Source organism: Novosphingobium malaysiense, from assembly GCF_000802225.1.
Taxonomy (GTDB): Bacteria; Pseudomonadota; Alphaproteobacteria; order Sphingomonadales; family Sphingomonadaceae; genus Novosphingobium; species Novosphingobium malaysiense.
The window spans coordinates 499,328-513,759 of sequence record NZ_JTDI01000003.1 but is presented as its reverse complement, the minus strand read 5'-3'; the positions used below and the strand labels follow the sequence as shown (position 1 = coordinate 513,759).

The window sequence follows — 14,432 nt, the reverse complement described above, 5'->3', positions numbered from 1 at the left end:
GTTCCAATATACTAACCCGTGATAGCAATCGCCTCAGCGATAGGGCGCCGCCGACCGATTGCTTTTCCCTATACGCCCACGCATGACCCCGAAAACGGCGCGTTTGCGCCACCGGAATTCGAGGAGACCAATCGTGACCGACGCCTACATCATCGACGCTGTCCGGACCCCGCGCGGGCTTGGCAAGATGGGCAAGGGCGCGCTCTCGCAGATGCACCCCGAACACCTTTCCGCCTCGGTTCTCTCGGCCCTCAAGGACCGCAACGATCTCGACACCGCCGACGTCGATGACGTCATCTGGGGCGTGTCCGCCGCACTCGGCCTGCAGGCCGGCGACATCGGCCGCATGGCCGCGCTCGATGCCGGTTACGACGTCAAGGCCGGAGGCGTCACGCTCAACCGCTTCTGCGGCTCGAGCATCACCTCGACCAATCTCGCCTCGGCGATGATCATGTCGGGCATGGCGGACCTGATGGTCTCGGGCGGCATGGACATGCTGTCCTATGCCAATGCCTACGGCATGAAGATGCGCGAAGCCGGTCTCGGCAGCGCCGGCATGGGCGCCGGCAACCCGCGCCTCCAGGCCAAGCACCCGCAGTCGAACCAGGGCGTCTGCGCGGATGCGATCGCCGCGATGGAAGGTATCACCCGCGAGGAACTCGAAGCCTGGGGTGTCGAGAGCCAGCGCCGTGCCGACGTCGCGATCAAGGAAGGCCGCTTCGACAAATCCACCATCACCGTTAAGGACGATGAAGGCAATGTCATCCTCGACCATGAGGAGTATCCGCGGCCCGAAACGACGGCCGAGGGTCTTGCCCAGCTCAAGCCTGCCTTCGAGATGTTCTACAACATGCCTTCGGTGCCCGGCGGCAAGACCTTCGTCGAACTGATCAACCAGGTCTATCCCGACGTCGAGATCAAGCCTATCCACCACGTCGGCATTTCCTCGGGCGTGGTCGACGGCGCTTCGGCGATCCTGCTGGCGTCCAAGGACTATGCCGACAAGCATGGCCTGAAGCCGCGCGCCCGCATCGTCGCCATGGCCGAAATGGGCGATTGCCCCACGCTGATGCTCAACGGCCCGGTGCCTGCGGCGAAGAAGGTTCTCGCCAAGGCGGGCCTGACCAAGGACGACATCGACGTGTGGGAAATCAACGAGGCGTTCGCCGTCGTCGTGGAAAAGTTCATTCGCGACCTCGACCTCGACCGCAGCAAGGTCAATCCCAATGGTGGTTCGATTGCTCTGGGGCACCCGATCGCCGGAACCGGCGCAATCCTGATCGGCACAGCGCTGGACGAACTTGAGCGCACCGGCGGCCGCTACGGCCTCATCACGATGTGCGCCGCGGGCGGTATGGCCCCGGCCATCATCATCGAACGCGTCTGAACGACAAGGACCAGGAGCAACGCGTGGCGACCGACGCTGACAAGAAGACGAGCGAAAGCCTCAAGAAGGATCCTTTCGACGTCCGCGACGAGAGCCCGAAGCGGCAGGTCGGCCTGCGGATGACGATCATCTCCCGGCTGCAGCGCAACAACTTCGACCGAAAGGTTTCCACGCTCGGCGTCACCCGGTCGCAGTGGGCGATGATCGCGATCGTCGCGCGCTATCCGGGATCGACCCAGCGCACGATTGCCGAATACCTGGAAATGTCGGAAGCCTCGGCGGGCCGGTTGATCGATCGGCTCTGCGCCGACGGCCTGCTCGAACGTCGCGATCGGCGCGACGACCGCCGTGCCCGCGCCGTCTATCTGACCGACAAGGCCGGGCCGCTGCTCGAAAAGCTGGGCGCCATAGCTGCCGAAAGCGAACAGCGCATGTTCGCCGGTTTTTCCGACGAGGAAATCGACCAGCTGCTGAACTTCATGGAACGCATCTACGAAAACGTGAGCCGCGGTTAAGGGCGTCGGCGAAGCAGAGCGGCCTACCCTTCCGCACTCGCGCGCGGACCGTACAAACAGAAAGGGCGGTGCCGAGGCACCGCCCTTTCCTTCTTGAGAGCTCTTGAAACGCTTACTTGGCGCGAGCAACTTCCTTCTTCGACAGCGAGGTGGTGACCTTGCCGTCGACGTCGCTCACGGTATCTGCCGGAACGGTGATCAGGCGACCGTTCAGGATGACCTGCGGGTTACCCTCGGCGTTGACGCGATAGATCGGCGCAATGCGATAGCCGTTGGCGGCGTAGAGCATCATGCCCGCGTTGAGTTCGACCGGCGCAGCAGCTTCTTCGGTCACTTCGCGCACCGCCTGCGTGGTTTCGGCGAACACGGTCGTCGGCACGACGGCAAGGGTAGCAACGGTGGCGAGAGCAGCGAGAGGGGCAAACTTGTTCATTACGATTAACTCCAAAATGCGAACTGTGATTTTTTGAACTTACTAACCTAGGTTAGGAGTTCTTCGCGCGAAAGTCAATTGCAATTGTTGCAACTGCAAAAGCGATTTGCTCAACCGGTCAAAAATCCCGCAATTCCTTGCCGTAGAAGTCATTGTGCGCCGCAAAACAATCGTCCGAGCCAAGGCAAATCGGCTTGCCCATGATCGTCTGCACGATGGGCTGCGAGGTTGATCCGCCAAGGGATTCCGCGCAAACCGGGGCAACCCCACAAAGGGCCCGGAAACGGGTTCCGCAAGCCGTATATTTGCAAGAATACAACAGGGACTGGCAGCAGATGTCGACAAAGGTCATGGAGGGCGTGCGCGTCCTGGAAGTAGCGCAGTTCACATTCACTCCGGCAGCCGGAGCGGTGCTGGCGGACTGGGGCGCGGACGTCATCAAGATCGAACACCCGGTGCGCGGCGACACGCAGCGCGGCTTCCTCAACATGGGAGGCGTTCAGCTCGATCCGCAGCGCCATACCCTGTTCGAGCACCCCAATCGCGGCAAGCGTAGCGTCGGCATCGATTTGTCGACCCCGGAAGGCCAGGAAGTCCTCTACGAGCTCGCCAAGCAGTGCGATGTCTTTCTGACAAACTACCTTCCGCAGGTGCGCCAGAAGAACAAGTTCGACGTCGAGCACATCCGCGCGGTCAATCCTAACATCATCTACGCCCGCGGTTCCGCACTGGGCAACAAGGGCCCCGAACGCCAGGTCGGCGGTTTCGACGGCACCTGCTTCTGGGCGCGCAGCGGCATTGCCTATTCGATGACGCCCGAGGAACTCGGCGCACCGCTGTCGCAGGGCATCCCCGCCTTCGGGGACTCTATCGGAGGCATGTTCATCGCCGGCGGCATTTCCGCAGCTCTCTTCCATCGCGAGAAGACCGGCGAAGCGGTTGAAATGGACGTTTCGCTGCTCAGCACGGCAGCCTGGGCTTCGGGCGCGCTGATCGCGCAGGTGGCCGAAACCGGTATCCTTACCCGCAACCCCATGCCGGGATCGGGCGGCGCGGCGCGCAATCCCTTCATGGGCAACTACCAGACCTCCGACGGCGGCACGATCAACCTGTGCACGATTTCGCCGACCGGCCACATCAAGAGCCTGTTCGAGCACGTCGGTGTGCCCGAGGCTGCCGACGATCCGCGCTTTTCCGAACCCAAGGCGCTGTTCGAGAACGCCGGCGCGGCCAGCGACATTCTGGTCAAGGCCTTTGCCGAGAAGCCGTTCGAGTACTGGCGCCAGCACCTCAAGACCTTCTCCGGTCAGTGGGCGCCGGTCCAGAGCTTCTCCGACCTGCTGACCGACGAACAGGCGCTCGCCAACGATATGATCGTCGAAGTCGAGGCGGCCGATGGCGGCGATCCGCTAAAGCTGGTGCGCGGCCCCGTGCAGTGGAACGGCGAACCGGTCGAGACCACCCGTTCGCCACAGGCGTCCGAGCATACCGAGATCGTGCTCATGGAAATGGGCGTCGAGTGGGATAAAATCGAGGAATGGAAGGCCAAGGGCGCGATCGCCTGATCGAGCGCCCTGCGCTCAACTGAACTCTCGAAGGAACGACCGGCATGAAGCAGGTGATGAAAGGCGTCAGGGTGCTCGAAGTGGCACAGTTCGTCTTCGTCCCTGCTGCCGGCGCGGTGTTGGCGGACTGGGGCGCAGACGTCATCAAGGTGGAGCATCCCGTACGCGGAGACGCACAGCGCGGCATGCTCTCGATCGCCGGGGCCAAGCTCGACCCCGTGGTCAATCCGATGATCGAGCACCCCAACCGGGGCAAGCGCTCGATCGGCATCGACGTCGCGACCGAGGAAGGCCAGAAGCTCATCTACGAACTGGCGAAGACCGCCGACGTCTTCCTCACCAACTATCTGCCGTCCGCCCGCCAGAAGCTGAAGATCGACGTCGAACACATCCGCGCCGCCAATCCCGACATCATCTATGCGCGCGGAAGCGGCTATGGCGACAAGGGCCCCTCGCGCGATCGCGGCGCCTACGACGCCACGGCCTTCTGGATCCATTCAGGCCTCGGCCACGCGCTGACCCCGCAGGAATTCGACGTGCCGCTGACCATGGGCGTGGGCGGCATGGGCGATTCCATCAGCGGCATGTATCTCGCCGGCGGCATTGCCGCCGCGCTCTACAACCGCGCCCAGACCGGCGAGACCTCAGAGATCGACGTATCGCTGTTCAACAGTGCGATGTGGTCGATGGGGCAGGTCATCGGTCCATACCTGCACACAGGCAAGATGATGCGGGTGAGCAAGCCGCAGGTCGGCGGTGCCGCCGTCAATCCGTTCCTGGGCCATTTCAAGACCTCCGACGAGCGGGTGATAAGCCTCTTCATCATGGTCCCCGGCCCCTACATCCGCGACACCTTCGAGCATCTCGGCGTCCCCGAAGCAGCGGACGATCCGCGCTTTGCCGATGCCCTGTCGCTCATGGAAAACAGCACCGCGGCCAGCGAAGTGATCACTGCGGCCATTGGCGCGCAGACCTTTGCCTACTGGTGCGAACGCCTGCAGACGATGCGCGGCCAGTGGGCGGCGGTGCAGACCCTGCTCGACCTCGGCGACGATCCGCAGGCGCAGGCCAACGACACGTTCATGGAAGTCGATCCAATCGACGGCTCCGATCCCATGCGCATCGTGCGCAGCCCCGTGCAGTTCGATCACCAGGCGTTCGCCACGCCTCGTGCCCCGCAGCCATCAGAACATACTGAGACGGTATTGCTCGAGCTCGGCCTTGAATGGGACGACATCGAAAGCCTAAAGGCAAACGGTGCTATTGCTTGATGCGGAGCAGGTGCCGCATGCAATATATTCACATCAGATAACCCGATACGAAGGAACTTGAAATGAAGCCTGGAACCCGTCTGAAGAGTGCCGCCTGCGACACCGAAGTCATGGTGATCCGTTGCGCCGACGGCCAGATCGAATGCGGCGGCGCGCCGATGGGCGAAGCCAAGCCCGCCGAAGCCGCTCCGCTCTCCGCCGATTTCTCGGCCGGTACGCTGATGGGAAAGCGCTATGTCGATGCCGACGGCAAGTATGAACTGCTCTGCGTAAAGCCCGGAAAGGGCTCGCTCTCGGTTGATGGTGTTGCGCTGGTCGTCAAGGACGCCAAGCCGCTTCCCGCTTCCGACTGAGCCCAGCCCTGAACTTCCCGAGCCCCAAAATTCCCGAGCCAAGGCCGCATTAACCGATGAACATCGCCCTTCTTCTCGAAATGGCGGCGGAAGCCGCACCCGACCGCGTCGGTCTCGTCTGCGACGGCAAGCGCTGGACTTATGGAGACCTGCTCGACGCCGCACGCGGTGCTTTCGAACTGATCCAGGAAAGCGAGGCGGAATACGTCGCCCTGCTCGACGAGAGCAGCGAAGCGGCGGTGATCGCGGTGTTCGGTGCGGCCCTGGCCGGCGTGCCCTATTGCCCACTCAACTACCGTCTGCCCGATGCCGATCTGGCCGCGCTGCTCGACCGCGTATCGCCGGCACTGGTGGTAGGCGATGAAGAACGCATCATGCGCGTCGCGGGCGAACAGGGCCACACGATTTTCTCGCGCGAGGAATTCACGCTCAAGGCGCAGGAAACCGTGCCCGAGCCCGAATCGCGCGAGTACGATCCGGGCGAAGGCATTGCGATCCAGCTCTTCACCAGCGGCACCACTGCCGCGCCGAAAGCTGCCATCCTGCGCCACTCCAACCTGCTCGGCTACATCCTCGGCACGGTGGAATTCGCTTCCGCCGACGAGGCCGATGCCGCGCTGGTCGTCGTGCCGCCCTATCACATCGCAGGCATCTCGGCGCTGCTCAGCTCGATCTACTCGCTGCGCAAGATCGTGATGCTGCCGAACTTCACGCCCGAAGGCTGGCTCGGCCTGGTCGAGACCGAGACGGTCACCAACGCCTTCGTCGTCCCGACCATGCTGGCGCGTATCGTCGATGCCATGGAAAAGGGCGTGAGCGCCAATGTCGATAGCCTGCGCGCCATCGCCTATGGCGGCGGCAAGATGCCACTGGAAGTGATCCACAAGGCACTCGAACGCTTCCCGTCTGCCGGTTTCACCAATGCCTATGGCCTGACCGAAACCAGCTCTACCGTCGCCCTGCTCGGCCCCGACGATCACCGCGAGGCGCTCGCCTCCGACGATCCGAAGGTGCGTGCGCGCCTGACCTCGCTCGGTCAGCCGATCCCGACCGTGGAAATGCAGATCCGTGGCGAGAACGGCGAAGTGCTCGGCCCCAACGAGCCCGGCGAGATCTACGTGCGCGGCGAACAGGTCTCGGGCGAGTACAAGGAAAAGAGCGCGCTCGATGCCGAGGGCTGGTTCCCCACCCGCGACGCGGGCTACATGGACGAACACGGCTACCTCTTCCTCTCCGGTCGTGCCGACGACGTGATCGTGCGCGGCGGCGAGAACATGTCGCCCGGTGAGATCGAGGACGTTCTCCTCACGCATCCGGCCATCGCCGATGCTTGCGCCTGCGCGGTTCCGTCGGTGGAATGGGGCGAGGCCGTGGGCGTCGCGATCGTCACCCGCGAAGGCCACGAAACGCCGAGCGAAGACGAAATCAAGGCGATGATCCGATCGCGCTTGCGCTCCTCGCGCGTGCCCGAGAAAATCGCCTTCGTGGAAGAGCTGCCCTACAACGAGATGGGCAAGCTGCTGCGGCGGAAGGTCAAGGAAGTCCTTGCCGACTAGGATGCACGCGCCTTTGCTCCACGGCGGGCTGCGAACGCCAGCTTTCTGCGCTTCCGGTGCTCACGTACTTTAAGTACGCTGCGCGCCGGTTCTCGAAAGCTGCCATTCTCGCTCCACCATGGATCAAATTCGCACACATCCTGCAACACCTGAGACACGCTCCGGCCCGGCAATCCCTCTGGCGCGCTGGGCCGACAGGCAATTGAAAGCCATGGGCAGGGATCATCAGGTCCCTGCCCTTTGCGCACTTGATGGCGCCACGCTGATGGGCGAGCGCGGCTCTAACGGCGGTTACCGGATCAGCGGTCCGGTCTCGGCGGGGCTCGGTGGCAGCCGCCTGATGCCGACCCGCGACGGAGGCTGGTTCGCTCTCACCCTGATCCGCGACGTCGACCGCGAACTGCTCCCGGCGCTCTTCGGCACCCCCGATCTGGATATCCGCAACGCCGATGCCATTGCTGCCGTCGTGGCGCAGCATGATTGCGCAGCGCTGGTCGAAACCGGACGCGCGCTCGGCCTGCCGGTTGCCTCGGCGGACGAGATACCCGCAGCACCGCCAATCGAAGTCATGGCACGCGGCCCGCGTAAGGAACGCCCCGCAGGCTACCGACCACTCGTGGTGGACCTGTCCGCCATCTGGGCCGGACCGCTCGCCGGGCACTTGTTCTGGCAGGCGGGCATGGACGTAGTGAAAGTCGAAAGCCCCTGGCGCCCCGACCTTATCCGGCGCGACGACCCGACGACCTTCGACCTCATCAACCAGGGCAAGGCCAATGTCCTCGTCGATCTGACCGACGCGACCGAAAGGGCAGCGCTGATTGCCCTGATCCGCCGCGCGGACGTGGTGATCGAATCCTCCCGTCCGCGCGCGCTGCGCCATCTCGGCGTGGATGCCTATGCTCTGATGCAGGAGATCCCCGGTCTGGTGTGGCTCTCGGTCACTGGTCATGGCGCCACCGGAGAAGCGGCGAACTGGGTCGGCATCGGCAACGACTGCGGTGTGGCCGGCGGCCTGTCGCGCGCGATGGCGGAGCTGACCGGCGAGATGGGCTATGTCGGCGATGCCATTGCCGATCCGCTCACCGGCATCACCGCCGCCCGCGACGGACTTGCAGCCTTGCGCAGCGGCATCGCCCAGCGCATCGGCCTGTCGATGAGCGCCATATCCGCCATGGCTCTGACCGAGGAACGCGAACACGACCGCGCGGCCATCGATGCCGAACTTCGGGCGTGGGGCACATCGGTCGGCGCCCCCTTCCCGACAGTCCCGCGACGCCCGCTCCAAGCAGAAGTGCGCGAGATCGGTGCAGACACGGCGCGCTATCTCCCGGAACTGACCCAGTGCTGATCCGCAACGCCGAAGTCTGGAAGGCAGGCCGGTGCGACGTGCGCATCGCCGGTTCCACCATCGCCGCGCTCGGCAATCTGGAACCGCGCCCGGACGAGCAGGTAATCGACGCTCGCGGCGGTGCGTTGCTGCCGGGCTTGCACGACCACCACATCCACCTCGCAGGTCTCGCCGCGCGCAAGGCATCGGTTGACTGCGGCCCGCCCGAGGTCACCGACAGCGAAGGCCTGCGCCGCGCGCTCACCCGCCCCGGATCGGGGTGGATCAGAGGTATCGGCTTCCACGAAAGCGTTACGGAACACGCCCTGCCCGATGCAGCTGCTCTCGATGCGCTGATCGCCCACCGCCCCCTGCGCCTGCAGCATCGCACCGGGCGCATGTGGCTGCTCAATTCGCTGGCGCTCGATGAACTGCTCGAGCGCGCCGATGCGCCCCCCGGTCTCGAACGCCGTGGCGGTCGATTTACCGGACGCCTGTTCGACGAGGATGCCTGGCTGCATCAGGCGCTGGGCAGCACACCGCCCGACCTTGGCGATGTCAGCCGCGAACTGGCAGCCTTCGGCGTGACCGGCGCGACCGACATGTCGCCGCGCAACGATCCGGTGATGGCCGCTCATTTCGCGCAGCAACGCCAGAGCGGCACATTGGCGCAATCGCTGGTGCTCGCCGGATCGCTGGCGCTTGCCGAGGCGGAGCCGACCGGCTGGCGTCTGGGCCCGCTCAAGCTGCATCTGCATGAGGCTGCCCTCCCCGACTTCGACGAGGCCGTGACTTTCGTGAAGGCGGGCCATGCGCAACGCCGTCCCCTGGCTGTCCACTGCGTGACCGAGGTCGAGCTGGTCTTCACGCTGGCCTTGCTCGAGGAGAGCGGCACCCTGCCTGGCGACCGGATCGAACACGTCTCTGTCGCCTCGCCCGATCTCGTCGCGCGCATGGCCGGTCTCGGTCTCCAGGCATGCGTGCAACCGCACTTCATCCGCGAGCGCGGCGATCGCTATCTGGCCGATGTCGAGCCCCGCCATCACGGCGATCTCTACCGCCTGCGCAGCTTGCGCGATGCAGGCCTAGTCATGGCAGGGGGTAGCGATGCCCCCTATGGCAATGGCGATCCCTGGCTCGCCGTGGCCTCGGCGGGGGACCGGAGTACGGCTGGCGGAGTGGAGATAGGTCCGACCGAAGCGCTTTCGCCCGAAGAGGCGCTGGCGCTCTATCTGGCCGATCCCTGCGATCTCGGCCGCCAGCGCAAGATCGCAACGGGTGAGCACGCCGACCTCTGCCTGCTCATGCGTCCCTGGAGGCAGGCGCGGGAGCACCTGTCCAGCCAGGAAGTCGCCGCGACATGGATTTCAGGACACCTCGTCCACCAGGCCCCATTCTAGCGCCTGCCGCGCTCCGATGCGCTTGCCCGACAAGATCATCAGCAGCGTCCGCTGCCGCCCGATGCGGTGCGTCACAGAAACGCAGCCCCCCGCACCGGGCAGGATGCCCATGGCCAGTTCCGGAAGCTGAAACCACGAACGGCTCGTGGCCGTCACTTTCCGCGCGAAGGCTGCCAATTCCAGTCCAGCGCCTACGCAGGCCCCGTCGACCTGGGCCTCGAACCTGTCTGCGCAGAGCACCGCCTCGCGGGCCGGCAAGGTGAGATAGCGAATTGCATGGGCCATCGCCGGATCGGTGGTCGTACCGAATTCGGCAAGTTCGGCACCGAGGCTGAAGGCCTTGCCGTTGGCCCGGAGAAGAATGCGCTCGATCGAAGAATCGGCGTTCGCCAAGGCGAAGGCCTCGCGCAAACCGTCGCGCATAGCCCGGTCGATTGCATTTCCCGCTGCCGGCCGATCCATCGTCGCGTGCAGGTCGTCCCCCTCGCGCTCCAACAGGACCTGGCCTTCCCGCATCGTCTCGCGCGGGGGCTGCCCTGCTATCCACTCGCGATGGGCCGCGCTGCCCTGCAATACGGCATAGGCCAGAGACTCGACAGTGAGCGCCTGCTCCCTCGGCAATGCCGGCAACATGCGCAGGACCTGGGTCACCGTCTCAGCTGCAAGCGATTGAGCTTTAACGGCTTCTTCTATCGCATCGATGTCGAAATGCGGTTCGATGATCGTATCCAACCGCGCCGCGAGCGGATGGTCGCGCGAGCCGATTCCGATCGTTGGACAGGCTGGCAATATCATGTCTGGCACGTCTGCCCGTTCGCCGGCAAGATCGACGAACGCAACGGGCTCGCGCCACTGCGCGGCCTCTTTCGCCAATTCTGTGGCCGAGACGGTGAGCGCCGCAGAAACCATGTCTTTTTTGTGACTCCCGAAGACCTGCCATTCGTCGCGCGTAAGGCATGAACTGCCGGATCGCAGTTGACCAGCCCCGAGTTGGCGCTCGAAACTCGCTACCTTGGGACCAGCGTTCTCCGATCCGCTCACATCATAATGCTTCCAGATGCAAGTTTTTGTGCTCGGTATACACTTGGAGACCTTGATCAACATGACTGTTGATGCTAACCCAGCTGAGGAAAAAACGAGCGGCGCTCAGTTTCGTGGGGTCGACTCGGAGAAGGACAGCAGAATCGACTCGGGGCAGAAGCGAGTTTTCACATCCAATCGGAGGGAGGAGAGACCTCATGGCTGGCAAGACGACATCATCGAACAAGGCAAAGATCGCGCGCAGGGTGATCGAAGTGCTCGAGTACTTCGACGACACCCATAAGGAAGCGACGGTCATGGACATTGTGCGCCGGTACAACCGACCGCAATCGAGCACGTCTGAACTGCTTTCCAGTCTTGTCGAGCTGGGCCTGCTGCACAAGGACCCCTACTCCCGCGCCTACAGCCTCACGCCGCGCGCTGCGCTGCTCGGCACATCCGGCCAGCCTGAGCTGGTTCGCGACGGCCGTATTGTGCGCCTCATGGACCGCCTGGTCGCGCAAACCGGCCTTTCGGTCGCGCTGCTCTCGATGGTCGGCCTCGATGCCCAGATCGTCAGTTGGCGCCACGGCCCGCGCGCCATGGCGGCCACGCGGGAACTCGCCGGCGGCATCAAGGAACCGCTGGTTCAGAACGCGGCCGGCTGGCTCATGCTGTCGACCATTGCCCGTCAGCGCTGCGAAGGCATGGTTCGCCGCCTCAACGCGGAAGCCGATGACGCTGCCAAGTTCAATTTCACCGAAATGATGGCCCGCATCGATGCCTGCCGCGAGCCGCGCCACGTGTTTGGGCCGACCGGTTTCAGCACCGGCGCTGAAGCGCTCTGCGGCCTGCTGCCCCGCCAGCCCGAGGGTCATCCGCTGGTCGTCAGCGTGGTTTACGGCAAGGACGACAAGGTCAATCCGGAAGCCCTGTTCCAGTGCCTGGGCGATGCCATGCGCCACTGCCTGCCGGATCCCGAACTGTCCACCAACGTACAAGCGTTCCCCAACGCGGCCTGACCCGCGAGGGACAGCGGCGCCCTTTGCGCTGCTTTCAAAGCTCCCAACGAAAGAGGCCCCGCGAGGAAACTCGCGGGGCCTCTGACATTTTCGGAAGCCTATGTCTTCCCGGCCCGATCAGGCATCCTGCTCTGCCATGCGGCTCAGGCGATCGGCATCTTCATGGCGGGTGAACATCTTCATGATGTCGCCCGAGGTAACCGGCCGCACCTCGCCTTCTGCCAGCGGACGCTCGCCCAGCGAGGATTTCGGCGTGGTGTCGACGCCCTCTTCCTTCGCCTTCTTGCGGAGCGCGCCCACGGTGAGGTCTTCCTTCTTGATGTGCTGGAAGGGATCGAAGCGGAACCAGCGCATGGCATTGCCGTGCGTGATCTTGTCGATCTGGGCATCGGTCAGGTGCTTGATCGTCGGCCACAGGCGCTCGGGCACTTCCGGCCACAGCGTGTCGGAGTGCGGGTAGTCGCACTCGTAGGCAATGTTGTCCTCGCCGATGTACTCGACGTTATCCAGACCGAAGGCATCGTCGATGAAGCAGTTGAGGAAGTGCTTCTTGAACATGTCGCTGGGTTTCGTTTCCTGGAAACGCGAGTGCGTCCAGTACTTGTGGCGCGAGTTCGAGAAGTCAGCACGCTCCATAAAATACGGCACCCAACCGATCGAGCCTTCCGAAAGCGCGATGCGCATGTCGGGATAATCATGCAGCGCCTTGAGGTTCAGCCAGTCGGACGCGGCATAGGCGATCGACATCGGCATCGTCGAAATCCACGCTTCGATCGGCGTTTCCATCGACGCGTGCGGTGCCGGGTTGCCGCCGCCGATGTGCAGGCAGATCGTCATGTCGAGGTCGTTGATCGCCTTGTAGAAGGGATCCCAGTACTCGTTGTGGATCGAGGGTAGACCCTGGCAGGTCGGGTTCTCGCTTATCGAGACCGTGTGGCAGCCCTTGGCCGACACCCGCTTCAGCTCGGCGATGGTCGCGTCCATGTTCCAGGTCGGCAGGATCGCGCAGGGAATGAAGCGGCCCGGGTGCGCGGCACACCATTCATCGATGTGCCAGTCGTTGTAGGCAGAGACGTGGTGGACGGCGAGGTCCTTGTCCGGCACGCGGTGCAGGCGGCCGCCGGCAAAATCGAACACCGAGCCGAAGTTGAGCGAGGCGGCAATGCCGTTGACATCCATGTCCTTAACGCGCTCGTCGACCATGTAGACGCCGTCGCGCAGTTGGTCGAGCGAGGTCGGCTCCATGCCGTATTCCTCGAACGGGCGCCCGACCACGGCATTGAGAGCGACCGAGGCGAAGCTCTGGCCCTGATAGACCCAGATATCCTTGCCGTTGTCGTCCTTCACCATCTTGGGCGCCGTTTCGAGCAGTTTGCCGGACAAGTGATTCTTGAACATGTCGGGCGGTTCGCTGATGTGATCATCGACGCTGATGATCACCATGTCATTCATTTCCATTCGGCTTCTCCCAGTTGGAATGATGTGAGGGGGCGCTGTTCATCAAGGACCATGTGTGGCCTCGAACTTGTCGTGCAGACCATCGAGCGGCTGACGCCCGCCTGCACTGAAATCGTGAATTCCGTTCGCCATGCGTGCACGCTCCACGCGTTCGGGCTGCATCGTGAAACAGCTTGGCCGCATGGACAATGATGCGCGGCGCTGTTCGTCCGTCATCGTGCGCCCATGGGCAACGAGCGATGCCCATTGCAATAACCGCGCGGCTTCCTGTGCCTCGCCATCGAGAGATGCGATCCAGTCGCGCATGGTGAGCGCGGTCTGGCCCACAAGCTCGGACGGCGCGACAAAATGCCCGTCACGTTCGACCCAGCCGTGCATCAGATGCCCGTTTCGCCGGATTTCCAGCCTGCGCTCGGACTCACCATCCACATCGCGTGGGTCGCTAACGAAGATATGGTAATCGATCGGCGCTTCTTCCAGCGCGTGAGCCGCAGCAATCACGGCAAGATCGTGGAGATGCGTGCAGTTGGCCTGCTTCTCGCGACGGGCGACGACGTCTTTCAGCGCAACCCCGGTGAAGGTCTCGACCAGCACATCTGTCGCCCCGGGACAGACCGTCCACGGCACCCGCTCCATCAGCGGTTCTACGGCCGTGACGCGCTGCCCATCGTGCCGCATGCGAACGGCCATGCAATGCAGGTCGTCCTCGAGCATGGCCAATACGGCCCCTTCTTCCGGCTCGACGCGCAGTACGCGCCGGTAGCCGGGCAAGGTTCCAATGTCGTCAGCGACGTCCGCGTTCATCTCGTCTGCCTGCCGGAGCGACAAGTCGCGCCATGACCCCCCATCAAGAAGGTCTACAGGCGCGCCCTTTCGCGCGATCCGGGTACGGCGTTCTCCCGTTGTCCTGGGCCCGTTGCGCCACGTCTTGAACGGGGAGCAGCGTGGCTGTGTTCCCTGAAGGTAACGCCCAGTGTCGCGCCAAACCATATGCCCCGTGAGCCATCGCGCGAGCGATTGCGTATGGGTGGCGATTGAACGGCCGTGATGGCTATGGTGTTGACCGTACAAGGCGTGCCTTAATCGCCAAGAGAAGCCGACCGACAACAATAATCCTTGGGATAG

The 14,432-nt window shown here is 63.8% G+C and carries 14 protein-coding genes; 9 read left to right on the top strand and 5 right to left on the bottom strand.

The features are described 5' to 3' along the window. Positions 1-133: 133 nt before the first annotated feature. Positions 134-1,387 carry an acetyl-CoA C-acetyltransferase gene (locus LK12_RS10410; protein WP_039283169.1) on the top strand — a complete coding sequence of 418 codons (1,254 nt, stop codon included), beginning with the start codon at positions 134-136 and terminating at the stop codon, positions 1,385-1,387. Positions 1,388-1,410: 23 nt separating this feature from the next. Continuing rightward, on the top strand, positions 1,411-1,902 hold the full coding sequence (locus tag LK12_RS10405; protein ID WP_039283167.1) for a MarR family winged helix-turn-helix transcriptional regulator: 492 nt from the start codon (positions 1,411-1,413) through the stop codon (positions 1,900-1,902). Positions 1,903-2,014: 112 nt separating this feature from the next. Here LK12_RS10405 and LK12_RS10400 read toward each other — a convergent pair whose 3' ends face one another. Together LK12_RS10400 and LK12_RS24625 are read right to left on the bottom strand one after the other, a co-directional pair. Continuing rightward, complete coding sequence (locus LK12_RS10400) at positions 2,015-2,335, bottom strand: hypothetical protein (RefSeq protein ID WP_039283166.1); 321 nt, start codon at positions 2,333-2,335, stop codon at positions 2,015-2,017. A gap of 118 nt (positions 2,336-2,453) precedes the next feature. Further along, a complete protein-coding gene (locus tag LK12_RS24625) occupies positions 2,454-2,687 on the bottom strand; it encodes a hypothetical protein (protein WP_156135446.1) in 234 nt (77 codons plus the stop codon). Here LK12_RS24625 and LK12_RS10395 point away from each other — a divergent pair. The 6 genes from LK12_RS10395 to LK12_RS10370 all read left to right on the top strand — a co-directional run bounded on the left by LK12_RS10395 (position 2,671) and on the right by LK12_RS10370 (position 9,807). Continuing rightward, the gene (locus LK12_RS10395) at positions 2,671-3,900 is read left to right on the top strand and encodes a CaiB/BaiF CoA transferase family protein (protein ID WP_231568315.1); all 1,230 of its coding nucleotides are present in this window, start codon (positions 2,671-2,673) and stop codon (positions 3,898-3,900) included. The two genes, LK12_RS24625 and LK12_RS10395, sit on opposite strands and share 17 nt — an antisense overlap. A 44-nt stretch (positions 3,901-3,944) precedes the next feature. Next, entirely contained in the window at positions 3,945-5,171 is a 1,227-nt protein-coding gene (locus LK12_RS10390) for a CaiB/BaiF CoA transferase family protein (protein ID WP_039283163.1), read from the top strand. 62 nt (positions 5,172-5,233) lie between these two features. Next, positions 5,234-5,524 carry a hypothetical protein gene (locus LK12_RS10385; RefSeq protein ID WP_039283160.1) on the top strand — a complete coding sequence of 97 codons (291 nt, stop codon included), beginning with the start codon at positions 5,234-5,236 and terminating at the stop codon, positions 5,522-5,524. Positions 5,525-5,580: 56 nt separating this feature from the next. Then, positions 5,581-7,080 (top strand): class I adenylate-forming enzyme family protein, encoded by a 1,500-nt coding sequence (locus LK12_RS10380; protein ID WP_039283158.1) that lies wholly within the window; start codon positions 5,581-5,583, stop codon positions 7,078-7,080. A gap of 211 nt (positions 7,081-7,291) precedes the next feature. After that, a complete protein-coding gene (locus tag LK12_RS10375; RefSeq protein WP_197063510.1) occupies positions 7,292-8,428 on the top strand; it encodes a CoA transferase in 1,137 nt (378 codons plus the stop codon). Then, entirely contained in the window at positions 8,422-9,807 is a 1,386-nt protein-coding gene (locus LK12_RS10370) for an amidohydrolase family protein (protein ID WP_039283155.1), read from the top strand. The genes LK12_RS10375 and LK12_RS10370 overlap by 7 nt, the downstream gene beginning before the upstream one ends. On the opposite strand, the gene LK12_RS10365 is transcribed toward LK12_RS10370, so the two are convergent. Further along, positions 9,775-10,716: an enoyl-CoA hydratase/isomerase family protein gene (locus LK12_RS10365; RefSeq protein WP_039283152.1), complete on the bottom strand. Its 942-nt coding sequence runs from the start codon at positions 10,714-10,716 to the stop codon at positions 9,775-9,777. The genes LK12_RS10370 and LK12_RS10365 overlap by 33 nt on opposite strands. A gap of 329 nt (positions 10,717-11,045) precedes the next feature. Between LK12_RS10365 and LK12_RS10360 the strand changes: the two genes are divergently transcribed. After that, on the top strand, positions 11,046-11,849 hold the full coding sequence (locus tag LK12_RS10360; protein WP_039283150.1) for a helix-turn-helix domain-containing protein: 804 nt from the start codon (positions 11,046-11,048) through the stop codon (positions 11,847-11,849). A 117-nt stretch (positions 11,850-11,966) separates the two neighbouring features. Here LK12_RS10360 and LK12_RS10355 read toward each other — a convergent pair whose 3' ends face one another. Both LK12_RS10355 and LK12_RS10350 read right to left on the bottom strand, forming a co-directional pair. Then, positions 11,967-13,307: an amidohydrolase family protein gene (locus LK12_RS10355; RefSeq protein WP_039283147.1), complete on the bottom strand. Its 1,341-nt coding sequence runs from the start codon at positions 13,305-13,307 to the stop codon at positions 11,967-11,969. Positions 13,308-13,349: 42 nt separating this feature from the next. Next, on the bottom strand, positions 13,350-14,111 hold the full coding sequence (locus LK12_RS10350; protein WP_052223315.1) for a DUF2889 domain-containing protein: 762 nt from the start codon (positions 14,109-14,111) through the stop codon (positions 13,350-13,352). Between the last annotated feature and the right edge of the window lie 321 nt (positions 14,112-14,432).

Bases quoted from the DNA above. Each gene is read 5' to 3' on its own strand.
- LK12_RS10400 (WP_039283166.1), bottom strand. From the start codon at position 2,335: ATGAACAAGTTTGCCCCTCTCGCTGCTCTCGCCACCGTTGCTACCCTT.
- LK12_RS10395 (WP_231568315.1), top strand. From the start codon at position 2,671: ATGTCGACAAAGGTCATGGAGGGCGTGCGCGTCCTGGAAGTAGCGCAG.
- LK12_RS24625 (WP_156135446.1), bottom strand. From the start codon at position 2,687: ATGACCTTTGTCGACATCTGCTGCCAGTCCCTGTTGTATTCTTGCAAA.
- LK12_RS10390 (WP_039283163.1), top strand. From the start codon at position 3,945: ATGAAGCAGGTGATGAAAGGCGTCAGGGTGCTCGAAGTGGCACAGTTC.
- LK12_RS10385 (WP_039283160.1), top strand. From the start codon at position 5,234: ATGAAGCCTGGAACCCGTCTGAAGAGTGCCGCCTGCGACACCGAAGTC.
- LK12_RS10380 (WP_039283158.1), top strand. From the start codon at position 5,581: ATGAACATCGCCCTTCTTCTCGAAATGGCGGCGGAAGCCGCACCCGAC.
- LK12_RS10375 (WP_197063510.1), top strand. From the start codon at position 7,292: ATGGGCAGGGATCATCAGGTCCCTGCCCTTTGCGCACTTGATGGCGCC.
- LK12_RS10365 (WP_039283152.1), bottom strand. From the start codon at position 10,716: ATGGTTTCTGCGGCGCTCACCGTCTCGGCCACAGAATTGGCGAAAGAG.
- LK12_RS10360 (WP_039283150.1), top strand. From the start codon at position 11,046: ATGGCTGGCAAGACGACATCATCGAACAAGGCAAAGATCGCGCGCAGG.
- LK12_RS10355 (WP_039283147.1), bottom strand. From the start codon at position 13,307: ATGGAAATGAATGACATGGTGATCATCAGCGTCGATGATCACATCAGC.
- LK12_RS10350 (WP_052223315.1), bottom strand. From the start codon at position 14,111: ATGAACGCGGACGTCGCTGACGACATTGGAACCTTGCCCGGCTACCGG.